This is a genomic window from Pseudomonas sp. MF4836 (genome assembly GCF_002018875.1).
Lineage (GTDB): Bacteria > Pseudomonadota > Gammaproteobacteria > Pseudomonadales > Pseudomonadaceae > Aquipseudomonas.
The window spans coordinates 321,153-345,308 of the sequence record NZ_MVOL01000006.1 but is presented as its reverse complement, the minus strand read 5'-3'; the positions used below and the strand labels follow the sequence as shown (position 1 = coordinate 345,308).

Sequence of the window (24,156 nt, the reverse complement as noted above, 5' to 3'; positions counted from 1 at the left end):
CGAATGAAGCTTCCCCTGCGCCCAAGGCAGGCGAAATTAAACCGCAAGCACGATAAGCCTGAAGCATGGTATTCAAAAAAGGGGGAGTGATTCGAGAAAAGACTCGTTGAAGAACATCAACGAGTAAGCGTTATGGAGGCAACCCCACCAGCCACACCCCGGCACACAATGTTCCCGCTGTGGCTGCTGCCTTCCGGCTCTGACCAGGTTCACGGGTAATCGTTGCGGGGGGACCGATGGGGTCACCATAACGACGCTCACCTGACGGCGAGCCGCGCCATTGTACCTATCTGAGTCGAAGTTACAACCGCTGCATGCAGATTAAAAAATATGATGAGCTTCAAGCACTTGTCGCAGGAGCAGGCACGCTGCGGGCGGGCGTTGTGGCAGGGTGTTGCGCCGAATCCCGGGGACGGGTTGCTGATACGGCACGGGGCTGGTCGGGGAGCCTGGAAGGCTGGGCTGCCCCACCCGGCCTTCAGCAGCGGTGCTAGTCCAGGGCCAGGACGTCGTCGGCCTTGCCGCCTTCCTGCTGGATGACCAGGTGAATGAAGTGCAGCTTGGCAATCACCGCCGGCGGCAGGACGAAGGGGTAGAAGTCCGGCTGGCCCATGCTGCGCGACAACTCATTGAGCATGCCGGCCAACTCGATCCAGGCGTTGACGAACGAGAGGAAGGCCGGCCCGCCCGGGTGTTCGGGGTCATACAAGGTGCTCAAGGGAAACGGCTGGTAATCGAAATCCATCTCCCGCGCACTCATGCCAAAACCGAGGGCGGTGTCGACCGCGTCCATCATGTGCAGGTAATGAGCCCAGGTTTCCGCCCAATCCTCCCAAGGGTGCATGGTGGCGTAGGCACTGACGCAGTTCTGCTGCCAGTCCAGCGGCGCACCTTGTTGATAGTGACGCTCCAGCGCCTCGGCATAACTGGCCCGCTCGTCGCCAAACAGGCCGCGAAACGGCTCCAGCCAATGGCTGTTGGCGATCAGGCGGTCCCAGTAGTAATGCCCCACCTCGTGGCGAAAATGCCCGAGCAAGGTCCGGTACGGCTCGCGCATCTGCACCCGAACCTTCTCCCGGTGCGCATCGTCGGCCTCTTTGATGTCCAGGGTGATCAGGCCGTTGGCATGGCCGGTGGTGGGAGCCTTGCCTTCAAGGTCGACACCGACGAAATCGAACGCCAGGCCGCAGTCCTCATCCTGGGTTTTCGGGATGACCTGCAGGCCCAGGCTGACCAACTGCGCGACCAGACGCCGCTTGGCGATCTCCACCTTGCGCCACCGCTCGGGGTTCTCGGCCACCGACAGGTCAGGAATGGTCCGATTGAGGCTGCAGGCAATGCACAGGGTGCCCGCGCCATAGGCCGGCAACAGCCAGTTGCAGGCCGCCGGGGTATCAAGGTTGGCGCAACGACGAAACAACCCCGCCGGCGGGTCGGCATCGAGCGTCCAGGTATCGACCTCAAAACCAGGCTGCAAGGACGTCAGGCGACTCTGCTCCGGCTGGTAACCCAGGGCGGCGGAACAGGCCAGGCACTGGCTGTTGCGAAAGAACAGCGATTGCCCGCAGCGGCACTGCCAGACTTTGCTGTTGCGACTCTGCCCGGCCATGAATGGCGCGGCGATGCGAGAACTGAGCTGCTCGAAAAAACGGTACATGACGATCCCTCCCTGAGGCTTGCCAAGACTAGATCATGGGCAAGCTTCAGGGGTTCCAAGATTCGTTCGATTAATCGGCAGGTGGTCGCGATTGCCCGCCGCCGATCAGACCGTGATGCCGTGCCCGGAAAGAAAGCTGACGAACGCTTCTTCGTCCAACACTTTCAGCCCCAGCTCATTGGCCTTGGCCAGTTTCGAACCGGCGCCGGGGCCCGCCACCACACAGTAGGTTTTCGCCGACACGGATCCGGCCACCTTGGCGCCCAGGCTTTCCAGCTTGTCCTTGGCCACGTCGCGGCTCATCAACTCCAGGGAGCCGGTCAGCACCCAGGTCTGGCCCGCCAGCGGCAAGCCTTCGACGACCCTTTTCTCGCTCTGCCAATGCATGCCGAACGCCTTTAACTGCGCCTCGATGGCCAGTGCCCGCTGAGCATTGCTCTCGATATCGAAGAAGTCGCGCACCGCTTTGGCCTGTTTCTCCGGCAGGGCCTGGCGCATATCGAGCCAGTCAGCCGCCACCACCGCCTGCAAGGTGCCGAACTTGTCGGCCAGTTTCTGCGCCGCGCCCGGCCCCACCGAAGGGATATGCAGCTTGTCGAGCATGCCTTCCAGGGTGGTGCTGGCGGCAAAGTCGGCGCCCAGCTCGCCCTGATCCTGCAGCACCAGCCCGCACTGTTGCGGGTCCAGCAAGGCGCCGATCACCTCCTGGTTGTGACTGTCTTCAAAGAAGCTGTGAATCTCGTGAGCCACTTCCAGGCCAACGTCCGGCAGGTAGGTCAAGACTTCGGGCAAGGCCTGCTGGACCCGCTCCAAAGACGCCAGGGACCGCGCCAGGACCTTGGCCGTCTCCTCGCCCACGTCCGGGATCCCCAAGGCATAGATAAAACGCGCCAGGGTTGGGGTCTTGCTGTCTTCGATGGCCTTGAGCAGCTTGTTGCTGGACACCTCGGCAAAGCCTTCAAGGTCGATGATCTGGTCGTACTTGAGCTTGTACAGGTCAGCCGGCGAGCCAATGAGCTTCTCGTCCACCAACTGCTCGATGGTCTTGTCCCCCAGGCCCTCGATGTCCATGGCCCGTCGCGAAACAAAGTGAATGATCGCCTGCTTCAACTGGGCACCACAGGCCAGGCGCCCGACACAGCGATACACCGCGCCTTCGCTGACGGTCTCGCGCCCCTTGCTGCGCTTGACCAACTGGGTGCGCTCGACATGGGAGCCGCACACCGGACAGTTCTCGGGAATCTGCACCGGCCGGGCGTTCTCCGGCCGCCGCTCGGTGACCACTTGCACCACCTGCGGAATCACATCGCCTGCCCGACGAATGATCACGGTATCGCCGATCATCAGCCCCAGGCGCGCCACTTCGTCCATGTTGTGCAAGGTGGCGTTGGACACGGTGACTCCGGCGACCTTGACCGGCTTCAAACGCGCCACCGGCGTGACTGCCCCGGTACGGCCGACCTGGAATTCCACATCGAGCAGTTCGGTGAGCTCTTCCATGGCAGGGAATTTATGGGCAATCGCCCAGCGCGGCTCGCGGGTTCGGAAACCCAACTCGCGCTGCGCGGCAATGCTGTTGACCTTGAACACCACGCCATCGATCTCATAGGGCAACGCGTTGCGGCGCTCACCGATATCGCGGTAGTAGTCCAGGCACTCGTCGATGCCCTTGGCCAGTTTCAGCTCGCGGCTGATCGGCATGCCCCACTGCTTCAGTTGCTGCAGGTTGCCGATATGGCTGTCGGCAATGTCGGCCGTGACCTGGCCGATACCGTAGCAGCAGAACTCCAGCGGGCGGCTGGCGGTGATTTTCGAATCCAGCTGACGCAAGCTGCCTGCCGCCGCGTTACGCGGGTTGGCGAAGGTCTTGCCGCCGATTTCCAACTGCGTGGCATTCAGGCGCTCGAAGCCGGCCTTGGACATAAAGACCTCACCGCGCACCTCCAGGGTCGGCGGCCAGCCACTGCCCTGCAACTTGAGCGGGATATTGCGCACCGTGCGCACATTGACGCTGATGTCTTCGCCGGTGGTGCCGTCGCCGCGTGTCGCGCCGCGTACCAGCACGCCATCCTGATACAGCAGGCTGACCGCCAGGCCATCGAGTTTGGGCTCACAGCTGTACTCAACCGCCGCCCCGGCGCCGAACAGATCGCCTACCGGCAGATCCAGGCCTTCGGTGACCCGACGATCGAACTCGCGCATGTCGACTTCTTCGAAGGCGTTGCCGAGGCTGAGCATGGGGATTTCATGGCGCACCTGGGTGAACGCCGAGAGCGCCGCGCTGCCGACACGCTGGGTCGGTGAATCGCTGGTCACCAGTTCAGGATGCTCGGCTTCCAGGGCCTTGAGCTCGTGGAACAACCGATCGTACTCAGCGTCCGGGATGCTCGGCTCGTCGAGTACGTGGTAGCGATAATTGTGCTGATCCAGCTCAGCGCGCAGCTCAAGAATGCGGGTTTCGGCGGCGGTCATGATGTTCTCTCACAAAGCAAAAGAGCAGCCTAGGCTGCTCGATCTGAAGATGGTTCCAGAAGCATCGCCGGGCAACCGGTGCCTGCGCGATCCTGATCGATCGGCGGCAACCGGCAGGCCGGCGAGCAAGCGCTTAGCGCTTAGCGCTTTTGAGTCAGGGCGCGACGTTCGAATTCGACGATGCGTTGACGGTAGTGTTCGATCGTCTGGGCGGTCAGCACGCTGCGCTGGTCGTCCTTGAGTTCGCCATTGAGTTCCTGGGACAGCTTGCGCGCCGCCGCCACCATCACGTCGAAGGCTTGCTTCGGGTGACGCGGGCCTGGCAAACCGAGGAAGAAACTCACGGCCGGCGTACTGAAGTGGTCGATATCGTCGAGATCGAATACACCAGGCTTGACCGCGTTGGCCATGGAGAACAGTACTTCGCCGTTACCGGCCATGCTTTCGTGGCGGTGGAAAATATCCATCTCGCCAAAGCGCAGGCCACTTTCCAGAATGTTCTGCAACAGGGCCGGCCCCTTGAAGCCCACGGAGTCGCGGCAGATCACACTGATCACCAGTACTTCTTCGGCCTGTGGCTGGTCCTTGTCGACGTGGCTGGAAACTTTGTTTTCGTCCGGGAAATCATCGTCACGGCTGCTGAAGCTCGGACCGCTGTCCAGGTCCAGGTTGAGGTCACCCTGATGCGGCTCGTTGCCACGCTTGCCGCGCTTGGAACCCGACTCGCGGGGCTCACGGGCAGGCATGCTCACCGACGGCAAGTCATGCTCGTCGAGTTGCGGTTCCTTATGGGTATCCAGCACCCGTGGCGGGCCCAACAGTTCGGCACTGGTGTCCTCGTCCGGCAGGTTGGACAGGCTTCGATCCAGACGGAACTTCAACTTTCCCTTGCCGCCGCGCATACGGCGCCAGCCATCGAAAAGAATACCGGCAATGACAATAATGCCGATGACGATCAGCCACTCGCGCAGACCGATTTCCATGTAATCCCGTGCCTCTATAAAAAATGCTGAAAAATAAGGGGTTTAGCAAACTGCAAACCGCTTTAAAACGTGGCGCCAACTCTATGTTCTGAATGGCGTTTTGCCCACGCATACGAAAAATTGACATTAAACTAGCACGACCAAAGATAACTTTACACCGTCTGTCGCAATGGCTAGCGCCATTATGTTGATTGGCCAGCAGTATGAGTGGCTAAAACGCTGTTACTTGCAGCCCCAACTGCCCGGGTCAATCACGACTCAGGCGTCCACCATCGCCATCGCCTCCTCGACATCCACTGCTACCAGGCGCGAACAACCGGGCTCGTGCATCGTTACCCCCATTAATTGATCGGCCATTTCCATGGCGATCTTATTGTGGGTGATATAGATGAATTGCACCGTCTGCGACATCTCCTTGACCAAGCGTGCATAGCGTCCAACGTTAGCGTCATCCAGCGGCGCGTCAACTTCGTCGAGCATGCAGAACGGCGCCGGATTCAACTTGAAGATGGCAAATACGAGGGCCAGTGCGGTCAACGCCTTTTCACCACCGGAGAGCAAATGAATGGTGCTGTTCTTCTTGCCCGGCGGACGCGCCATGATCGTTACCCCTGTATCGAGTAGATCTTCGCCCGTCAGTTCCAAATATGCGCTGCCACCGCCGAAAACTTTTGGAAAGAGTGCCTGTAAACCCGAGTTAATCTGATCAAAGGTATCTTTGAAGCGGTTACGGGTTTCTTTGTCGATCTTGCGAATCACGTTTTCCAGAGTGTCGAGCGCTTCCACCAGATCGGCGTTCTGGGCATCCAGATAACGTTTACGCTCGGACTGTTGCTGGTATTCATCAATGGCCGCGAGGTTGATGGCGCCCAGGCGCTGGATCCGCGCGGCAATGCGTTCAAGTTCTTCTTCGGCGTCTTTCTCGTTGGCCTCACCGGTCAGGGTGGCCAACACGCCTTGCAGGTCGTAGCCATCTTCCAGCAACTGGTCCTGCAGTGTCTTGCGGCGCACGGTCAGGGCTTGCCATTCCATGCGCTGCTGTTCGAGCTGCCCGCGGATCAACTGGGATTGCTGTTCGGCCTGGGTGCGGCGCTTCTCGGCGTCACGCAGCTCGCGATCGGCGTCTTCCAGGGCGATCTGCGCGGTCTTGAGCTCGACGTCCACCGTCATGCGCTTTTCCAGCAACTCTTCGAGTTTCAGGCGCAGCTCTTCCAGTGGCGCTTCGCCCTCTTCCAGGTTGAGGTTCAGTTGCTCGCGCTTTTCGGTGAGGCGCTCGGATTGCAGCTCCAGGCGCTCCAACGCCTGGCGCGTGGAGTCGTGCTGGGCCTTGAGCGAGCCCAGGCGCACTGCCAGTTGATGGGCGTGATCCTTATGTTGACGGGCCTCCTGGCGCACCCGATCGAGGCGCTCGCGCAAGCTGTCACGCTGGGCCAGCAGCAGTTCACGCTGCTCGGTATCCAGGGCCATGCTGTCGAGGGCTTCCTGCAATTGCAGGCGGGCCTCGCCCACTTGTTCGTGCTCCAGGGCGCGCTGCTCGCCCAGCTCGCTCACTTCCTCGTCGAGGCGGGTGCGGCGCAGGGCCAACTGTTCGACCTTGGCCTTGCCGGCGGAGAGCTTGGCTTTCAACTCGCCCTGCTGGCGGGCTTCGTCCTGCAGCAAACGGCGCAGGTGCTCGCGGCCGTTTTCCTGCTGGCGTTGCTGGGCCCGCAAGTTCAATAACTGGCTTTCCAGGGCCTCGACCGCGGCTTCACGCTCATCGCGCTCAAGGCCCAACTGCTGGATTTCCTGGTTGCGCGCGAGCATCCCGCTTTCCGCTTCGCTGGCCCGGCGCACCCGTAAAAAGTGCCGCCCAACCCAGAAGCCATCGCGACTGATCAGGCTTTCTCCGGCTGCCAGCTGGCCACGCAAGGCCAGGGCCTGCTCCAGGCTTTCCACCGGCTTGACCTGCCCCAACCAGGGCGACAGATCGACCTGTGCCTCCACCTTGTCCAGCAGACTGCCGGCAATCCGCACACCATCGCCCGCCAGTTGCAGCAGGCGCAGATCGCCCTGATGAAAGCCCGCCAGATCGAAGCCGGCAAAGTCATCCACCAGCACCGCTTGCAGGTCAGCACCCAGCACGGTTTCCACCGCCAGCTCCCAACCTGGGTCGACCTTCAGGCCCTCGGCCAGGCGCGGGCGCTCGGCCAGGTTTTGCTCGCGCAGCCATTGCGCGGTGCCGGTGCCCGGATCCAGGGCGGCCTGTTGCAGCGCCTCCAGGGAAGCCAGACGACCGTTGAGACGCTGCAATTCACCCTGGGCCTGCTGCTGGGCCTGGGTCGCTTGCTGCAACTCCTGGCGTAACTGCTCCAGGCGCTCGACCTGGGACTCTTCGCTGGCCTGCAGGTCTTCCAGGGTCGCCTCGCTGGCGGCGAGTTCTTCATTCAATTCGAGGATCGCAGCGTCTTCCGGGTCGGCGGCGAGCAATGCCCGCTCCTCGACCAGACGCCGCTGCCGTTCGGCCAGGCGCTCCATGCTGCCTTCGAGCTGCTGGATACGCGATTGCTGAACCTCGGCCTGGCGCTGCGGCTCGGCAGAGCTCAGGTTGAAGCTGTCCCACTGCTCTTGCCAGCCGTGCATGGTGGTTTCGGCGTCTTCCAGGGCCGCGGCGGCTTCTTCGGCGGCGGCGCTGGTGACTTCCTGCTCGGGCTCGAGCATGTCCAGCTCTTCGCCCAACGTCGCGAGCAAGGTGCGGTCATGGCCAAGGTGCGATTCGGTTTCCAGGCGCGCGCGCTCGGCCTCGCGCAAATCATCCTGCAACTGGCGCAGCCGCTGCTGACCATGCTGGATGCTCTGCTCGACCCGGGCGATATCGCCGCCGACTGAATAGAAGCGCCCCTGCACCAGATTGAAGCGCTCGGATAGATCATGGTGCCCGTCGCGCAGGCGTTCGATGGCCGCATCGGCATTGCGCTGTTCCGCCACCAGGGCTTCGAAGCTGATTTCCTGGTTGCCGATGATCGACTCGCGCTGGGCCACCTGCTCATGCAAGGCCTGCCAGCGCAACGCCGAAAGCTGGGCCTTGAGCTGACGCTCCTCACCCTTGTATTCCTGGTACTTTTCCGCCGCCTGGGCCTGGCGATGCAAGCGTTCGAGCTGGCGTTCGAGCTCTTCGCGCAGGTCGGTCAGGCGCGCCAGGTTTTCGTGGGTGCGGCGGATGCGATTCTCGGTCTCGCGCCGGCGCTCCTTGTACTTGGAGATGCCGGCCGCTTCTTCGATAAAATTGCGCAGGTCCTCGGGCTTGGCTTCGATCAGCTTGGAGATCATGCCCTGCTCGATGATCGAGTAGCTGCGCGGCCCCAGGCCGGTGCCGAGGAAAATATCGGTGATGTCACGGCGCCGGCATTTGGTGCCGTTGAGGAAATAGCTGTTCTGGCTGTCGCGGGTCACTTTGCGACGAATGGAGATTTCCGCATAGGCCGCGTACTCGCCGACCAGGGTGCCGTCGGAGTTGTCGAACACCAGCTCGATACTCGCCTGGCTCACCGGTTTACGGCTGGTGGAGCCGTTGAAGATGACGTCGGTCATCGACTCGCCGCGCAAATTCTTGGCCGAGCTTTCGCCCATCACCCAGCGTACGGCGTCGATGATGTTCGACTTGCCGCAGCCATTGGGCCCGACTACCGCCGCCATGTTACTGGGGAAGTTGACGGTCGTCGGGTCGACGAAGGACTTGAACCCGGCCAGCTTGATGCACTTGAGCCGCACGTTTAGGCGACCGTCAACGCAGAAATCACCAGGTCGCAACTGCGCTGGGCGTAGGCCGTCAGCACCAGGCGGATTTGCGGCAGGTCACGGGCCATCACCGCCGCCAGCAGCTGCTCGAACAACGCCAGGAACTCGCTCATTTCCGCCTTGCGCTGCTCCAGCGCCAGGAAGTAGGCACGGCTCATGGCCGGCTGCAGGTTCTCGACGGTTTCCTGCAGGTACGGGTTGTTGGCAAAGGGATAGGCCGCGCGCATCACATTGAAGCTTTCTTCAACGAAGGTGCGGATGTCCTGGCGCTCGTAGGCGGCGATCAGGCGCTGCTGGATCTGCAGAAACGGCGCCATGTCAACCTGGACCGTCCAGCCGCTGGCCACCGAGTTGCCGAGCAGGATGTACAGCTCGCTCATCAGGGTGCACAGGCTCTGCACCTTGTGCGCGGTGAGTTCGGTGACATGGGCCCCACGTCGCGGCAGGATCGCGATCAGGTGACGACGTTCGAGGATCAGCAAGGCTTCGCGGACCGAACCGCGACTGACATTGAGTGCCAGCGTGACCTTCTGCTCCTGAATGCGCTCCCCAGGCTTGAGATCGCCGCGAATGATACGTTCGGCGAGGTGGTGAGCAATTTGCTCGGCGAGGCTGTCCGGCGCCTTGAACGTCATGGTTTTCCTTCAAAAATCTTCGATCAGTACAGGCGGCGCAGTGTAGCGCAATTGACACGTCATGGCGGAGTGCCCAAACAGCACAATTGGCATGAAATAAGCACATTTACTCATTCAAGCCACCCCGATCGGGGCGATTGCCTGATGCCGCGAGCCACTGCGAAGGATTGATGGCAAGCGCATGCACAGCGCGCCTTTGAGCAGCGCTGACCGCTCTGCAAGGCGGCCTCGGGGATCTTGGCCATACTTGAATTGTTGATCGCTTAAAATTCCTGACCCACAGGTCAGAAATTCATTGACCGAAAAGTCAGATCTGACTAAATTCGGCCCACAGCGATTAACAACAATAATGAGTCTGCGAGGCCTTCCGTGATCCAGTTTTTACTTAACCAGGAACTGTGCAGTGAGCACGTCCTGGACCCGAACCTGACCGTGCTCAATTACCTGCGCGAACACTTGGGTAAACCCGGCACCAAAGAAGGCTGCGCCAGTGGCGACTGCGGCGCCTGCACCGTGGTGGTCGGCGAATTGCAGACGGACGCCACAGGCGTCGAGCGAATCCGCTATCGCAGCCTCAACTCGTGCCTGACCTTTGTCTCGTCGCTGCATGGCAAACAATTGATCAGCGTTGAAGACCTCAAGCATCAAGGCCAGTTGCACAGCGTGCAGAAGGCCATGGTCGAGTGCCATGGCTCGCAGTGTGGCTTCTGCACCCCGGGCTTTGTCATGTCGCTGTTTGCCCTGCAAAAGAACAGCGACCAGCCAGACGCCCACAAGGCCCACGAAGCCCTGGCCGGCAACCTGTGCCGCTGCACCGGCTATCGGCCGATCCTGGCCGCTGCCGCGCAAGCCTGCTGCGGCGAGCAGCCGGACCAGTTCGACGCTCGCGAAAGCGAGACCATTGCCCGCCTCAAGGCCATTGCCCCCAGTGACACCGGCGAACTCAACAGTGGCGACAAACGCTGCCTGGTGCCGCTGACCGTCGCCGACCTGGCCGACCTCTACGATGCCTACCCCCAGGCCCGGTTGCTGGCCGGAGGCACCGACCTGGCGCTGGAGGTCACCCAGTTCCACCGCACCTTGCCGGTGATGATCTATGTCGGCAACGTCGCAGAAATGAAGCGCATCGAACACTTCGACGACCGCCTGGAAATCGGCGCCGCCACCGCCCTCACCGACTGCTACGAGGCGCTGAACGCCGAGTACCCGGACTTCGGCGAACTGCTGCAGCGCTTCGCGTCCCTGCAGATCCGCAACCAGGGCACCCTGGGCGGCAACATCGGCAACGCCTCGCCCATTGGTGACTCGCCGCCGCTGCTGATCGCCCTCGGTGCGCAGATCGTGCTGTGCAAAGGCAACACCCGCCGCACCCTGGCCCTGGAGGACTATTTCATCGATTACCGGGTGACCGCGCGCCAGGAAAGCGAGTTCATCGAGAAGATCATCGTGCCCCGCGCCAGCGCCGAGCAGCTGTTTCGCGCATACAAGGTCTCCAAGCGCCTGGATGACGATATTTCCGCGGTCTGCGCGGCCTTCAACTTGCGCCTGGAAAACGGCACGGTGGTCGACGCCCGCGTGGCCTTCGGCGGCATGGCCGCCATCCCCAAGCGCGCCAAGCACTGCGAAGCCGTGCTGCGCGGCGCACCCTGGAACAATCACACCGTGGAGCGCGCCTGCGCGGCCCTGGCCGAAGACTTCACCCCGCTCTCGGACTTTCGCGCCAGCAAGGAATACCGCCTGCTCAGCGCCCAGAACCTGCTGCGCAAATACTTTATCGAGCTGCAAACACCGCACATCGAGACTCGGGTGACCGCTTATGTCTAATCATCACAAGGTCGAGAAGACCCAAGCCGAACTCGCCGCCCTGTTCCAGCAGGACCTCACCACCGGCGTCGGGCGTAGCGTCAAGCACGACAGCGCCGACAAGCACGTGTCCGGCGAAGCGCAGTACATCGACGACCGGCTGGAGTTTCCCAACCAACTGCATGTGTACGCCCGGCTCTCGGACCGCGCCCACGCGAAAATCCTCAGCATCGACACCGCTCCCTGCTACGCCTTTGCCGGTGTACGTATTGTCATCACCCATCAGGACATTCCCGGGCTCAAGGACATCGGCCCGCTGCTCCCGGGCGATCCGCTGCTGGCCATCGATGATGTGCAGTTCGTCGGCCAGCCGGTGCTGGCCGTCGCCGCCAGGGACCTGGACACCGCACGCCAGGCCGCCATGGCCGCGATCATCGAATACCAGGACCTGGAACCGGTGCTGGACGTGGTCGAGGCCCTGCGCAAGCGCCACTTCGTGCTCGACAGCCACACCCACCAGCGCGGCGACTCGGCCAACGCGCTGGCAACCGCCGAACACCGGATCCAGGGTTCGCTGCACATCGGCGGCCAGGAGCATTTCTACCTCGAGACCCAGATTTCCTCGGTGATGCCCACCGAAGACGGCGGGATGATCGTCTACTGCTCCACGCAAAACCCCACCGAAGTGCAGAAACTGGTGGCCGAAGTGCTGGACGTGTCGATGAACAAGATCGTGGTCGACATGCGGCGCATGGGCGGCGGTTTCGGCGGCAAGGAAACCCAGGCCGCCAGCCCGGCCTGCCTGTGCGCGGTGATTGCGCACCTCACCGGCCAGCCGACCAAGATGCGCCTGCCGCGGGTCGAAGACATGCTGATGACCGGCAAGCGCCACCCGTTCTACATCGAGTACGACGTCGGCTTCGACAGCAACGGCCGGCTGCACGGGATCCAGCTGGAACTGGCTGGCAACTGCGGCTGTTCGCCGGACCTCTCGGCGTCGATTGTCGACCGCGCCATGTTCCATGCCGACAACTCGTACTACCTGGGCGATGCCACCATCAACGGCCATCGCTGCAAGACCAACACCGCGTCCAACACCGCCTACCGGGGCTTCGGCGGCCCGCAAGGCATGGTCGCCATCGAAGAAGTCATGGATGCCATCGCCCGCCACCTGGCGCTGGACCCGCTGGCGGTGCGCAAGGCGAACTACTACGGCAAGACCGAGCGCAACGTCACCCACTACTACCAGACCGTCGAGCACAACATGCTCGAGGAAATGACCGCAGACCTGGAAGCCAGCAGCCAGTATGCCGAGCGCCGTGAAGCGATCCGCCGCTACAACGCCAACAGCCCGATCCTGAAAAAAGGCCTGGCGCTGACCCCGGTCAAATTCGGCATCTCCTTTACCGCCAGCTTCCTCAACCAGGCCGGCGCGCTGATCCACATCTACACCGACGGCAGCATTCACCTGAACCACGGCGGCACCGAAATGGGCCAAGGCCTGAACACCAAGGTCGCGCAGGTGGTGTCGGAAGTGTTCCAGGTGGAAATGGACCGGGTGCAGATCACCGCCACCAACACTGACAAGGTGCCCAACACCTCGCCGACCGCCGCCTCCAGCGGTGCCGACCTGAACGGCAAGGCGGCGCAGAACGCGGCCGAGATCATCAAGCAGCGCCTGGTGGAGTTTGCCGCGCGGCAGTACAAGGTCAGCGAAGAAGACGTGGAGTTCCACAATGGCCACGTGCGGGTGCGCGACCACATCCTGACCTTTGAAGCCCTGATCCAGCAGGCGTATTTCAATCAGGTCTCGTTGTCGAGCACGGGCTTCTACAAGACCCCGAAAATCTATTACGACCGCAGCCAGGCCCGCGGCCGGCCATTCTATTACTTTGCCTTCGGCGCGGCCTGCGCCGAGGTGATCGTCGACACCCTGACCGGCGAATACAAAATGCTGCGCACCGACATCCTGCACGACGTCGGCGCCTCCCTGAACCCGGCCATCGATATCGGCCAGGTCGAGGGCGGGTTTATCCAGGGCATGGGCTGGCTGACCATGGAAGAGCTGGTGTGGAACGCCAAGGGCAAGCTGATGACCAATGGCCCTGCCAGCTACAAGATCCCGGCCGTGGCCGACATGCCCCTGGACCTGCGGGTCAAGCTGGTGGAAAACCGCAAGAACCCGGAAGACACGGTGTTCCATTCCAAGGCCGTGGGCGAGCCACCGTTCATGCTGGGCATCGCCGCCTGGTGTGCGATCAAGGATGCCGTGGCCAGCCTCGGCGACTACCGCCATCAGCCGAAGATTGACGCCCCGGCGACGCCGGAGCGGGTGTTGTGGGGCTGCGAGCAGATGCGCCAACTGAACGCTGCAAAAGCGCTGGTACCCGAAACCGAGCTGGCTTCGCTCTGAGGTGATTATGAACAACTGGATCAGCGCCCTCGCCGACCTGCAGAACCAGGGAGAACCCTGCGTGCTGGTGACCATCATCGAAGATCTCGGCTCCACGCCGCGCAATGCCGGCTCGAAGATGGTCATCAGCGCGGCGCATAGCTTCGACACCATCGGCGGCGGCCACCTGGAATACAAAGCCATGCAGATCGCCCGGGACATGCTCCTGCGCGGCCAGCAGAACACTCACCTGGAGCGCTTCAGCCTCGGCGCCAGCCTTGGCCAGTGCTGTGGTGGCGTTACCGTGCTGCTGTTCGAGCCCATGGGCCAGGTGCAGGCGCAGATCGCGGTGTTCGGCGCCGGCCACGTCGGCCGCGCCCTGGTGCCGCTGCTGGCGAGCCTGCCATGCCGGGTGCGCTGGATCGACTCAAGGGAGCAGGAGTTCCCGCAACAGATCCCCCACGGCGTGCGCAAAATCGTCAGCGAAGAGCCCGTTGACGAAATTGCCGAGTTACCGATGGGCAGCTATTGCATCGTCATGACTCATAATCACCAGCTCGACCTGGAACTGACCGCCGCGATCCTCAAGCGCAACGACTTTGCCTACTTCGGCCTGATCGGTTCGAAGACCAAACGCGTCAAGTTCGAACACCGCCTGCGCGACCGCGGTTTCGACAGCGGCGTGCTGCAACGCATGCGCTGCCCGATGGGCCTGGGCGAGGTCAAAGGCAAGTTGCCGGTGGAGATTGCCATCTCCATCGCCGGCGAAATCATCGCCACCTATAACGCCAATTTCGGCCAGCACAGCGCCAGCGCCGAACCCATTGCCAAACTGCTGCCGGCTTCGCGCCGCAGCCAGGCTTCAAACTGAAAAACCACTGATTGAGAAATCTCCATGCCTCTGACACGTAAAGCCTACCGGGCCGCCATCCTGCACAGCATTGCCGATCCCGCCGTGGTCGGTATCGAAGCCTCGTACGAGTACTTCGAAGACGGTCTGCTGGTGGTCGAAAACGGCCAGATCAGCGCCCTGGGCCACGCCAGCGAACTGCTCGCCAGCCTGCCTGCCGATATCGAAATCAACCACTATCAGGATGCCCTGATCACCCCGGGTTTTATCGACACCCATATCCACCTGCCGCAAACCGGCATGGTCGGTGCGTACGGCGAGCAACTGCTGGACTGGCTCAACACCTACACTTTCCCCTGCGAAAGCCAGTTCGCCGACCAGGCCCATGCCGATGAAGTGGCCGATATTTTCATCAAGGAACTGCTGCGCAACGGCACCACCACGGCCCTGGTATTCGGCAGCGTGCACCCGCAGTCGGTGAATGCTTTCTTTGAGGCGGCGCACAAGCTCGACCTGCGGATGATCGCCGGCAAGGTGATGATGGACCGCAACGCCCCGGACTACCTGACCGACACTGCCGAATCCGGTTACCAGGAAAGCAAGACGCTGATCGAACGCTGGCACGGCAAGGGCCGCCTGCACTATGCGGTGACCCCACGCTTCGCCCCCACCAGCACCCCGGAACAACTGACCCTGGCCGGCCAGTTGCTGACCGAGTATCCCGACCTCTACATGCAGACCCACATCAGTGAAAACCTGCAGGAGATCGAGTGGGTCAAGGAGCTGTTTCCGGAGCGCAAGGGCTACCTGGACGTGTACGACCATTACCAACTGCTCGGCGAGCGCTCGGTGTTCGCCCACGGCGTGCACCTGTGCGACGACGAATGCGCACGCCTGGCTGAAACCGGCTCGGCCGTGGCCTTTTGCCCGACCTCGAACTTCTTCCTCGGCAGCGGCCTGTTCAACCTGCCGATGGCGGAAAAACACAACCTCAATGTCGGCCTGGGCACCGACGTCGGTGGCGGCACCAGCTTCTCGCTTCTGCAAACCCTCAACGAAGCCTACAAGGTCATGCAACTGCAAGGCGCGCGCCTGAGCCCCTTCAAGTCGCTGTACCTGGCCACCCTCGGCGGCGCCCGGGCGTTGCGCCTGGAAGACCGGATCGGCACCTTGCAACCGGGCACCGATGCCGACTTCCTGGTGCTCGACTACCACGCCACACCGCTGCTCAGCTATCGCCTGAAGCAGGCCAGGAGCATCGCCGAAACCCTGTTCGTGCTGATGACCCTGGGCGATGACCGCACCGTGTCCCAGACCTACGCCGCCGGCCAGTTGGTCCACCAGCGCTAGGGGCAAACGCAAAATCCCCCGTCCGGGATCAACCGGGCGGGGGATTTTTTTTCATGCCTGCTCAGAGGCGCAGGGCGACCTGTGCGGGCAGTGGATCAGAAGGTCACTTCCAGGTTCAGGGTCGGGGTCGAGGTGCGGGTTCCGCGTCCGCCGTCGACACCAAACTTGTTGTGCCAATACTCGTAGCCCACGCCCAGGTAGAGGTTGGGCTTGACGTTTTTACCCGGCAACACCGCCACCATCAGCGCCGTGCGTACCAGGGTTTCCGGCGCGGTGTCGCGGTAGTTGTAATCGTGGCCCTTCTCCCCGGTGTAGTTGATGAAACCCTGGAACTTGGCGCCATGGCTGCCCAGCTCGAACGGGCGCATCCAGGCCAGGTTCAGCAAGTAGGTGTCATCAAAGGTGTGATCCGGATCCTTGGCCCCGGGGATCCCGGAATGGTTGTTTTCCTTGTAGTACAACAGGCTCAGGTCAAGCACACCGACGGTGTTGAACTTCAGGGTCGGGCCGAACACCAGGGCGCGTTTTTTCGCCGAACCCAGGTTGTTGTTGCGGCTGGCGTCAAAGCCCAGGGTCAGCGCGTAATCCTTGATCGCGCCAGTGCCCAATGGCGTATCGAAGACCCGTGAAGCGAAGAGCTGGTGCCGATAGACGCCATAGACTTCGCTGCTGCCTTCGCGAGTGCCCTTGCGTGGGTCGTCATTGTCGGAAAGCAGCACGTCCAGGTGCAGGTAATTGCTGCCGTACTGGTAGCCGCTGGCGTGGGTGAAGCTGTAGATGCGCTTGCTGATGTAGTGCGGGTTGTTGGGGTTGGTGAACTCTTTGCCGTAACGAAACCCGACGCTGTTGTTCATCCATTCCACAGCCACCGCTTCCCCGGCGCCAATGATGCTCATCAGCAGGGTTGCGCCTTGAAGTGCCTTTCTCATTTTTATTATGTCCTGTGCCTGATACAGGCCCGGCCGGCTGCCGGGCAGTGCATATCGAGCCCTGAACCTCCAGGAAATAGAGGCGCGGCACCTTGGCCCTGCCGCTACCGCCTGATCGGGACTCGACGCAAAAACTGTATACAAACAGTGACAAAATTGCACAAACAATTGATCACAACATTTCAAATAGTTTGCTGGCCGCGTTGAGATCCGTGGCTGACCGTAATTAAAACAAGGCGTTGAACGCAGCCGTCACTGCTGCAAAAACGTGCACAGTGCTTTTCACCCGGCCAAAAAAATCCCCCGTCCCGGGGAACCCGGGCGGGGGATGTTCATTTCAGGTCAATCAGAGCTTGGCAGCAGCTCGACCCGGCTTTTTGGTTTGCAGCAGGTGCGAGAACACTGCGTGCAGGTCGTCCGAAGCGCTTTCTTCGTCGAGGTTGAGTTTGCTGTCGATGTGATCCATGTGATGCATCATCAGGTTCACCGCCAACTCGCCGTCACGGGCTTCGATGGCATCGATCAACTGGGTGTGCTCATCGTAGGAACAGTGGGAACGGTTGCCACTTTCATACTGGGCGATGATCAGCGAAGTCTGGGACACCAGACTACGTTGGAAGCTGATGAGCGGTGCATTTTTGGCCGCTTCCGCCAACTTCAAGTGGAACTCGCCGGAAAGACGAATACCGGCGCCGCGATCACCGCGCGAGAAGCTGTCACGCTCGTCGTTGACCATCTGCCGCAACTCGGCCAACTGCTCGGCCGTGGCATGCTCCACCGCCAACTCGGTAATCGCTCGCTCCACCAGGCGCCGTGCAAGAAACACCTGCCGCGCTTCCTCGACACTGGGGCTCGCCACCACCGCGCCACGGTTGGGGCGCAGCAGCACCACGCCTTCATGGGCCAGGCGCGATAAGGCGCGACGAATGATGGTCCGACTGACTCCGAAAATTTCCCCCAGCGCTTCTTCGCTCAACTTGGTACCGGGCGCCAGGCGCTGTTCGAGGATGGCCTCGAAGATATGTGCGTAGACAATATCGTCCTGGGTTCCGCTGCGACCGGCCTTGCCGGCTCGCGGTTGTTTCTTGAGGGGTTGCAACTGTTCGTTCATGGGCACTCGGGTCGGAAGGACTGCGGCGATTTGACGGTGACTGTAATACGGCACAGTGGGTCGCTGGCAAGTATCGCGTTAAAACAATGGCACATTGTACACAACCCATGGGGATCATTCGCAATAAGAGTTAAAAGCCGACCGCCAGGGCCTGACTGTACGGCTGTTTACGGTCGCGGCTGTATTGCAATGTCCGGTTACTTTTAAGTTTAGGCTTGAACTTCGGGTACCGGAACAGTGTTGTTGGTACTTCCGGCACCCTGGCTGCAACGGCCCGTTGTCTGCTTCTGCTCTTATCAAGAACAAGGAATTGCACCCCCATGTCCGACGCCTCCACCGCGCCCTTGCGCCCGCTGGCCGACACTTCGCCTTCGGCCATCGTCGCCGGCTTCATCGCCATGATGACCGGCTATACCAGCTCCCTGGTGCTGATGTTCCAGGCCGGCCAGGCCGCCGGCCTGAGCAGCGGGCAGATTTCCTCGTGGATTTGGGCCATCTCCATCGGCATGGCGGTGTGCAGCATTGGCCTGTCGTTGCGCTATCGCACGCCCGTCACCATCGCCTGGTCGACCCCGGGTGCGGCGTTGCTGATCACCAGCTTGTCCGGGGTGACCTACGGCGAGGCCATCGGCGCGTACATCACCTGCGCGGTACTGGTGACCATTTGCGGACTGACCGGCAGCTTCGAGCGCCTGGTCAAGCGCATTCCGGCGTCCCTGGCGGCGGCGTTGCTGGCGGGAATCCTGTTCAAGATCGGCAGCGAAATCTTCGTCGCCGCCCAGCACCGGACCGGCCTGGTGCTGGGGATGTTCTTCACCTATCTGGTGGTCAAGCGCCTGTCGCCACGCTATGCCGTGCTCGCGGCGCTGCTGCTCGGCACCCTGCTCTCGGGCCTGATGGGCTTGCTGGACTTCAGCGGCTTCCACCTGGAAGTGGCGACCCCGGTCTGGACCACACCGCACTTCTCCCTGGCGGCGACCATCAGCATCGGCATCCCGCTGTTCGTGGTGGCCATGACCTCGCAGAACATGCCGGGCATCGCCGTCCTGCGCGCCGACGGCTACAACGTACCGGCCTCGCCGCTGATTACCGCCACCGGCATCGCCTCGTTGCTGCTGGCACCGTTCGGCTCCCACGGCATCAACCTGGCCGCCATCAGCGCGGCCATCTGCACCGGCCCCCACGCCCACGAAGACCGCAACAAACGCTACACCGCAGCGGTCTGGTGCGGGATCTTCTACGGCATCGCCGGGGTCTTCGGCGCCACCCTCGCGGCCTTGTTCGCCGCGCTGCCCAAGGAACTGGTGCTGTCGATTGCCGCCCTGGCGCTGTTCGGCTCGATCATCAACGGCCTGAGCATCGCCATGAGTGAAGTCAAGGAGCGCGAAGCGGCGCTGATCACCTTTATGGTCACCGCTTCGGGGCTGACGCTGTTCTCCATCGGTTCGGCTTTCTGGGGGATTGTCGCCGGGGTCCTGACCCTGGCGATCCTCAACTGGCGCAAGGCCTGAGGCACTGGCGCACGCGGCGGTCCAACCCAATCCGGGCCGCCATGACCTTGATCAACGCCCACGGCACATCCCGGGATACAGGCCCGAGGCATTGACAGGATCAGTGGGGAAATCGAGACGCCGCCCAGGGGCAGCAACGAGTCAGCGGCCCGGACGGGCCGCCGACTCATGACATCAGGCTACCGGATTGATTGGCTTTTCCGGGTACCAGACGTCCAACAGCGGGCTGACTTCAACGCTGGTCAGCTCGGTGCGGGCCTTGAGCCAGGCTTCAACCTTGGCGCGTTGCTCTTCGCTGACCGAACCGCGTTTACTCAGGCAAACCAGGCCGAAGTCATCACCACCAACGTAGCCGAGGCCGTTGGCTTCCATCGCTTCTTTCAGAAAGGCTTCGAGGAAAGCGTCGATAGCCTCTTCACCCAGATCTTCTTTGAAATCCAGGTTCAGTTCGAAACCCAGCTCTTGAAATTCATCGACGCACAGTTTTTTGCGCAGACGCTGGGAACGGTTAGTAGCCATGGAACAATCCTCTTAAGTAATAACGGGCGGCACTTTAGCAGTTTAAGCAAGTGATTGCCTGACTCTATAGACGTGCGAGCGGGCCATTGGGAAAAAAATAGCGGATTAGCCGCCCGCCGCACGGCACAAGGCGCTATACCTTGGGGCATAATGCCGACACTTTCATGACCACCGAGGGAAGTTATCTTCATGCCCTCTTCTTTTTCCCCCTCGCCTGCAGGGTTTTATTTCAGATGATCAAATCTTTGCGTCCATTGCTTCTCGCCAGTTTTATCTTGCCCCTGGCCTTCACCGTCTCCGCAGCTCCCGTCAACACCACTCTGTCCCCCAAGGTTCAACAAGCCCTCAAAGCCAGCAAGCTGCAGGACAACGCCCTGTCGCTGGTGATGATCCCGCTCAACGGCCCCGGCACCCCGACTGTTTTCAACGCCGACGTCTCGGTCAACCCGGCCTCGACCATGAAGCTGGTCACCACCTACGCTGCGCTGGAAATGCTCGGCCCCAACCATCAGTGGAAGACCGAGTTCTACACCGATGGCACCCTCAGCGGCGGCATCCTCAACGGCAACCTGTACCTCAAGGGCGGTGGCGACCCGAAGCTGAACATGGAGAAACTCTGGCTGCTGATGCGTGACCTGCGAGCCAACGGCGTGCAGCAAGTCACCGGCGACCTGGTGCTGGACCGCAACTTCTTCGTGCAACCGCAACTGCCGGAATTCAATGACGACGGCAATGACGAAAACAAGCCGTTCCTGGTCAAGCCCGACTCGCTGATGGTCAACCTCAAGGCCCTGCGTTTTGTCGCACGCAACGACTCGGGCAGGGTGCTGGTGTCGGTTGAACCGCCGATCGCCAAGATCCGCATCGACAACCAGGTCAAGGCCGCGCCCGGCAAGCAATGCACCGGCGATGTGCGCTACAACCCGGTCGCCCAGGCGGACGGCAGCGTCACAGTCACCGTCAACGGCCAGTTGGGCGATGGCTGCAGCTCCCAGACCTACTTGTCGCTGCTCGACCATGCCACCTACACCGCCGGCGCCGTACGGGCGATCTGGCAGGAACTGGGTGGCAGCATCCAGGGCAAAGACCGCCTGGCCGCGGTGCCCAAAGACGCCAAGGTCCTGGCCCGGGCCTTCTCCCCGGACCTGGCGGAGATCATCCGCGACATCAATAAATACAGTAACAACACCATGGCCCAGCAGCTGTTCCTGAGCCTGGGCGCGCAATACCGCAACGACGCCGATGGCGACGATGCCAAGGCCGCGCAGCGCGTGGTGCGCCAGTGGCTGGCGAAGAAAGGCATCACCGCGCCGCACCTGGTGATGGAAAACGGCTCCGGCCTGTCCCGCGCCGAGCGGGTCAGCGCACGGGAAATGGCCGGCCTGCTGCAAGCCGCCTGGAGAAGCCCGTACGCCGCCGAGTTCATCAGTTCGATGCCGATTGCCGGCATGGACGGCACCATGCGCAAGCGCCTGAAACGCACCGCCATGTCCGGCGAAGCGCACATCAAGACCGGCACCCTGAACACCGTGCGCGCCATCGCCGGCTACAGCCGTGACAGCAACGGCAATACCTGGGCGGTGGTGGCGATTCTCAACGATCCGAAACCTTTCGGCGCCTCGTCGGTGCTGGACCAGGTGCTACTGGACCTGTATCGCCAGCCAAAACTGGCCACTGCCGCTTCGGACCTGTAAGCCGCTGCACCTGATGGGCCGAGGCCAGCACTCAGCCCATCAGGTTCAGGGTATCTCGCGCTCGACCCTGTCGCGCCCGGCCTGCTTGGCCGCGTAGACCCCCGCGTCGGCACGCAGCAACAACGCATCGGCGCCCTCGCCCTCACGCCAGCTGGCAATGCCGAAACTGGCGGTAACCACACCCACGCTGTCGATCGGCGAGCTGCGCAGGCTCTGCCATAACTCCTGAGCCAGGGCATATGCCTTGCCCCCATCGGTGCCGGGGCACAGCACCATGAACTCTTCGCCACCCAGGCGGCAGAACACGTCACTGCGCCGCAGGCGATAGCGAATGCGCTCGCAGACGCACTTGAGTACCCGGTCACCGGCCCCGTGCCCAAATTGATCGTTGATGCGTTTGAAGTGGTCGATATCCAGCATGATCACCGCCAGATCACCCGCCCCCCGGGTGACCCGTTCCATTTCGGCCTGCAGGCGCTCGTGAAAGTACCGGCGATTGTGGATACCGGTCAGCGAGTCGGTGACCGACAGTGCCCGCAGCTCCTCCTCCACGCGTTTGAGATCGGAAATGTCCGAGATGTAGCCGTGCCATACCACGCCCCCGCCGGGCAGGTTCTCCGGGGTCGCCGCGCCGCGCACCCAGCGCAGGCCGCGCCGGGGCAGGAGCACGCGGTATTCCTCCTGCCAGGGGCTGAGGTCCGTGGCCGAGGCCCGGATCGAGGCCCGCACCCGCGCCAGATCCTCGGGGTGGATCCGATCGAACACCACGGCTGCATCCTGCTGCAGCAAATGGGGCTCGATCTCGTAGATCTCACGGATACCGTCACTGGCGTAGCTGAAGCTGGCGTGCCCCGCGACTTCCATCTTGAACTGGTAGATCCCGCCCGGGACGTGGGCCGTGAGCTTTTTCAGCAACTGATCGCGGGCGGCCAGTGCCTCGTGGACCCGCTTGCGTTCAGTGATATCAATGCAGATCGCCAGGTGACCGACCCACAGGCCATGCTCATCGAGCACCGGGGTGGCGAGCATGTTCACCGCCAGCTGGCTACCGTCACGCCGCACCAGCGTCCACTCGCGGGCGGCGTGGATACCCTCCTCCTCGGCACCGGCCAGCATCGCCTGAGCCAGCGAGATGTGCTTGCCGTAATGCCGGCTGAACTGGCGCGCGCGGTCTGCAAGCTCCGTGGGCAGGTGCAGGCTTTCCAGGGTCAGCTTGCCCAGCACCTCGGCGCTGTTGTAACCGAGCATCTGTTCGGCGCCGGCATTGAAGGTGCTGATGGTGCCATGCAGATCGGTAGCAATGATCGCCACCTGGGTCGCCGCATCCAGCACGCTGCGCAATTGGCCGTGGGTGCCACGCAACTCACGCTCACGGGTGCGCAGCTCCTCGGTGCGCTGCTCGACCAGGTGCAACGCACGCTGGCGCTGGCTGACCAGCACATAGAGCAAGGCACTGAGCAGGACACTGAGCAACCCGCCAAGGACCATCAGGCTGCCCGCCGATGAATGATTGGCCAGGAGAAACGCCGCACTGGGCCGGATATCCACCTGGTAATAGTGATCAGCCAGGCGCAGCAGCCGGGTTGCCAGGAGCGAGCTGTCGGCAGGGGCATTGCTCGACTCGTACAGGACCTCATGCCGGCCCTCGGTGGACAGGTCGAGTATCCGCACGGCCAGGTTGTCACTGGCAGGCTGCGGCAAGCCGTCGGCCACCAATTGCCGCATGCTGATGATCGCCAGGACGTAGCCGTAAGGCTCGGTGGTTGGCCTGCCACTGGTGGAAAGCCGGTTGACCGGCGCTACCAGCAATATGCCGTTGGCGTAGGCCGGATCGACGCTGACCAGGTGCAAGGGTTGGGACACCGCCATCCCGCCCTGGCTCCGGGCACGCTCCAGGGTGGCGCGACGCAGAGGCTGGGCCAGCAGGTCATAGCCCAAGGGCGAGCCAAGCCAGCTTTGGGTCTGGCTGTAGAGCACCGGCACATATTCATCGCGCTCGGCCGCAGGCTCCAGCTCGCCGGCGGCGTTCAACTGGCGAATGGAAAAATCGCTGATGCCCTGCTCGCGCACACTGCGCTCCAGCAACGGACGCTCGGCACGACTGACCCTGGGAGCCCAGGCATAGGCTTGAGTGCGGAGCAACAACGGCGCGGCGTAGCCATCGAAGTCCTGACGGGTGACCGCGTCGGAATTGGAGAAGAAGCGCCGCAGTCCTTCGAGCCGCTGCTCCTGATCCTGAAAGCGCTCTTCAATCCGGCTGAAGCGCTCCCCAGCCAGCAAGTGGAAGCGCTGGCGCAACTGTTGCTGGTACAGGTTGAGCGTCGACCAGGCCAATAGTCCGGTCAATACACTTCCCGCCAGCAACGCCACGCCCGCGACCAGCCAGGCCGAAACGTCTTCGCTGATGAAACCGAGAATTCTGGGGCGTACCACGCGTAACCGCATAAGCAGACTCACAACGCCGGAGGGGGCTTGG

15 protein-coding genes and 1 other RNA gene are annotated in these 24,156 nt (G+C 62.2%); 6 read left to right on the top strand and 10 right to left on the bottom strand.

The window, feature by feature from the left end; all coding sequences use genetic code 11:
* Positions 1–142 precede the first annotated feature (142 nt).
* The 6 genes from ffs to MF4836_RS16650 all read right to left on the bottom strand — a co-directional run bounded on the left by ffs (position 143) and on the right by MF4836_RS16650 (position 9,521).
* Positions 143–239: signal recognition particle sRNA small type (gene ffs, locus MF4836_RS16675), an RNA gene on the bottom strand.
* 251 nt (positions 240–490) lie between these two features.
* Entirely contained in the window at positions 491–1,657 is a 1,167-nt protein-coding gene (locus tag MF4836_RS16670) for a zinc-binding metallopeptidase family protein (protein WP_078471168.1), read from the bottom strand.
* Between the two features lie 105 nt (positions 1,658–1,762).
* Positions 1,763–4,129, bottom strand: coding sequence for an NAD-dependent DNA ligase LigA (gene ligA, locus MF4836_RS16665; protein ID WP_078471167.1), 2,367 nt, complete (start codon positions 4,127–4,129; stop codon positions 1,763–1,765).
* 140 nt (positions 4,130–4,269) lie between these two features.
* Positions 4,270–5,112 (bottom strand): cell division protein ZipA, encoded by an 843-nt coding sequence (zipA, locus tag MF4836_RS16660; RefSeq protein WP_020300378.1) that lies wholly within the window; start codon positions 5,110–5,112, stop codon positions 4,270–4,272.
* A 258-nt stretch (positions 5,113–5,370) separates the two neighbouring features.
* Positions 5,371–8,859, bottom strand: a complete 3,489-nt coding sequence (gene smc / locus MF4836_RS16655; protein ID WP_078471166.1) for a chromosome segregation protein SMC — start codon at positions 8,857–8,859, stop codon at positions 5,371–5,373.
* A gap of 2 nt (positions 8,860–8,861) precedes the next feature.
* On the bottom strand, positions 8,862–9,521 hold the full coding sequence (locus MF4836_RS16650; protein ID WP_078471165.1) for a GntR family transcriptional regulator: 660 nt from the start codon (positions 9,519–9,521) through the stop codon (positions 8,862–8,864).
* Positions 9,522–9,890: 369 nt separating this feature from the next.
* Here MF4836_RS16650 and xdhA point away from each other — a divergent pair, with 369 nt between their 5' ends.
* Genes xdhA through guaD form a run of 4 tightly spaced genes read left to right on the top strand, consistent with a single transcriptional unit; the run spans position 9,891 to position 15,916 of the window.
* Positions 9,891–11,345: a xanthine dehydrogenase small subunit gene (xdhA, locus tag MF4836_RS16645; RefSeq protein ID WP_078471164.1), complete on the top strand. Its 1,455-nt coding sequence runs from the start codon at positions 9,891–9,893 to the stop codon at positions 11,343–11,345.
* Positions 11,338–13,737 (top strand): xanthine dehydrogenase molybdopterin binding subunit, encoded by a 2,400-nt coding sequence (gene xdhB, locus MF4836_RS16640; protein ID WP_078471163.1) that lies wholly within the window; start codon positions 11,338–11,340, stop codon positions 13,735–13,737. The genes xdhA and xdhB overlap by 8 nt, the downstream gene beginning before the upstream one ends.
* A 7-nt stretch (positions 13,738–13,744) precedes the next feature.
* A complete protein-coding gene (gene xdhC, locus MF4836_RS16635; RefSeq protein ID WP_078471162.1) occupies positions 13,745–14,587 on the top strand; it encodes a xanthine dehydrogenase accessory protein XdhC in 843 nt (280 codons plus the stop codon).
* A 24-nt stretch (positions 14,588–14,611) separates the two neighbouring features.
* Complete coding sequence (gene guaD / locus MF4836_RS16630; protein WP_078471161.1) at positions 14,612–15,916, top strand: guanine deaminase; 1,305 nt, start codon at positions 14,612–14,614, stop codon at positions 15,914–15,916.
* 95 nt (positions 15,917–16,011) lie between these two features.
* Here the strand turns inward: guaD and MF4836_RS16625 are convergent, their stop codons facing one another.
* Positions 16,012–16,845, bottom strand: coding sequence for a nucleoside-binding protein (locus MF4836_RS16625; RefSeq protein WP_078471160.1), 834 nt, complete (start codon positions 16,843–16,845; stop codon positions 16,012–16,014).
* 346 nt (positions 16,846–17,191) lie between these two features.
* The gene (locus MF4836_RS16620) at positions 17,192–17,956 is read right to left on the bottom strand and encodes a GntR family transcriptional regulator (protein WP_020300370.1); all 765 of its coding nucleotides are present in this window, start codon (positions 17,954–17,956) and stop codon (positions 17,192–17,194) included.
* Positions 17,957–18,276: 320 nt separating this feature from the next.
* On the opposite strand from MF4836_RS16620, the gene MF4836_RS16615 reads away from it, so the two are divergent.
* Entirely contained in the window at positions 18,277–19,467 is a 1,191-nt protein-coding gene (locus MF4836_RS16615; protein ID WP_078471159.1) for a benzoate/H(+) symporter BenE family transporter, read from the top strand.
* A 174-nt stretch (positions 19,468–19,641) separates the two neighbouring features.
* Here MF4836_RS16615 and MF4836_RS16610 read toward each other — a convergent pair whose 3' ends face one another.
* Entirely contained in the window at positions 19,642–19,986 is a 345-nt protein-coding gene (locus MF4836_RS16610; protein ID WP_020300368.1) for a YggL family protein, read from the bottom strand.
* Between the two features lie 233 nt (positions 19,987–20,219).
* Between MF4836_RS16610 and dacB the strand changes: the two genes are divergently transcribed.
* Positions 20,220–21,680: a D-alanyl-D-alanine carboxypeptidase/D-alanyl-D-alanine endopeptidase gene (dacB, locus tag MF4836_RS16605; protein WP_078471158.1), complete on the top strand. Its 1,461-nt coding sequence runs from the start codon at positions 20,220–20,222 to the stop codon at positions 21,678–21,680.
* 45 nt (positions 21,681–21,725) lie between these two features.
* On the opposite strand, the gene MF4836_RS16600 is transcribed toward dacB, so the two are convergent.
* Positions 21,726–24,125: a sensor domain-containing diguanylate cyclase gene (locus MF4836_RS16600; protein WP_078471157.1), complete on the bottom strand. Its 2,400-nt coding sequence runs from the start codon at positions 24,123–24,125 to the stop codon at positions 21,726–21,728.
* Positions 24,126–24,156: the final 31 nt, after the last annotated feature.

What these genes read in the sequence shown, in the direction of transcription:
- MF4836_RS16670 (WP_078471168.1), bottom strand. Translation starts at nt 1,657, where the DNA reads ATGTACCGTTTTTTCGAGCAGCTCAGTTCTCGCATCGCCGCGCCATTC.
- ligA (WP_078471167.1), bottom strand. Translation starts at nt 4,129, where the DNA reads ATGACCGCCGCCGAAACCCGCATTCTTGAGCTGCGCGCTGAGCTGGAT.
- zipA (WP_020300378.1), bottom strand. Translation starts at nt 5,112, where the DNA reads ATGGAAATCGGTCTGCGCGAGTGGCTGATCGTCATCGGCATTATTGTC.
- MF4836_RS16650 (WP_078471165.1), bottom strand. Translation starts at nt 9,521, where the DNA reads ATGACGTTCAAGGCGCCGGACAGCCTCGCCGAGCAAATTGCTCACCAC.
- xdhB (WP_078471163.1), top strand. Translation starts at nt 11,338, where the DNA reads ATGTCTAATCATCACAAGGTCGAGAAGACCCAAGCCGAACTCGCCGCC.
- xdhC (WP_078471162.1), top strand. Translation starts at nt 13,745, where the DNA reads ATGAACAACTGGATCAGCGCCCTCGCCGACCTGCAGAACCAGGGAGAA.
- guaD (WP_078471161.1), top strand. Translation starts at nt 14,612, where the DNA reads ATGCCTCTGACACGTAAAGCCTACCGGGCCGCCATCCTGCACAGCATT.
- MF4836_RS16625 (WP_078471160.1), bottom strand. Translation starts at nt 16,845, where the DNA reads ATGAGAAAGGCACTTCAAGGCGCAACCCTGCTGATGAGCATCATTGGC.
- MF4836_RS16620 (WP_020300370.1), bottom strand. Translation starts at nt 17,956, where the DNA reads ATGAACGAACAGTTGCAACCCCTCAAGAAACAACCGCGAGCCGGCAAG.
- MF4836_RS16615 (WP_078471159.1), top strand. Translation starts at nt 18,277, where the DNA reads ATGTCCGACGCCTCCACCGCGCCCTTGCGCCCGCTGGCCGACACTTCG.
- MF4836_RS16610 (WP_020300368.1), bottom strand. Translation starts at nt 19,986, where the DNA reads ATGGCTACTAACCGTTCCCAGCGTCTGCGCAAAAAACTGTGCGTCGAT.
- dacB (WP_078471158.1), top strand. Translation starts at nt 20,220, where the DNA reads ATGATCAAATCTTTGCGTCCATTGCTTCTCGCCAGTTTTATCTTGCCC.
- MF4836_RS16600 (WP_078471157.1), bottom strand. Translation starts at nt 24,125, where the DNA reads ATGCGGTTACGCGTGGTACGCCCCAGAATTCTCGGTTTCATCAGCGAA.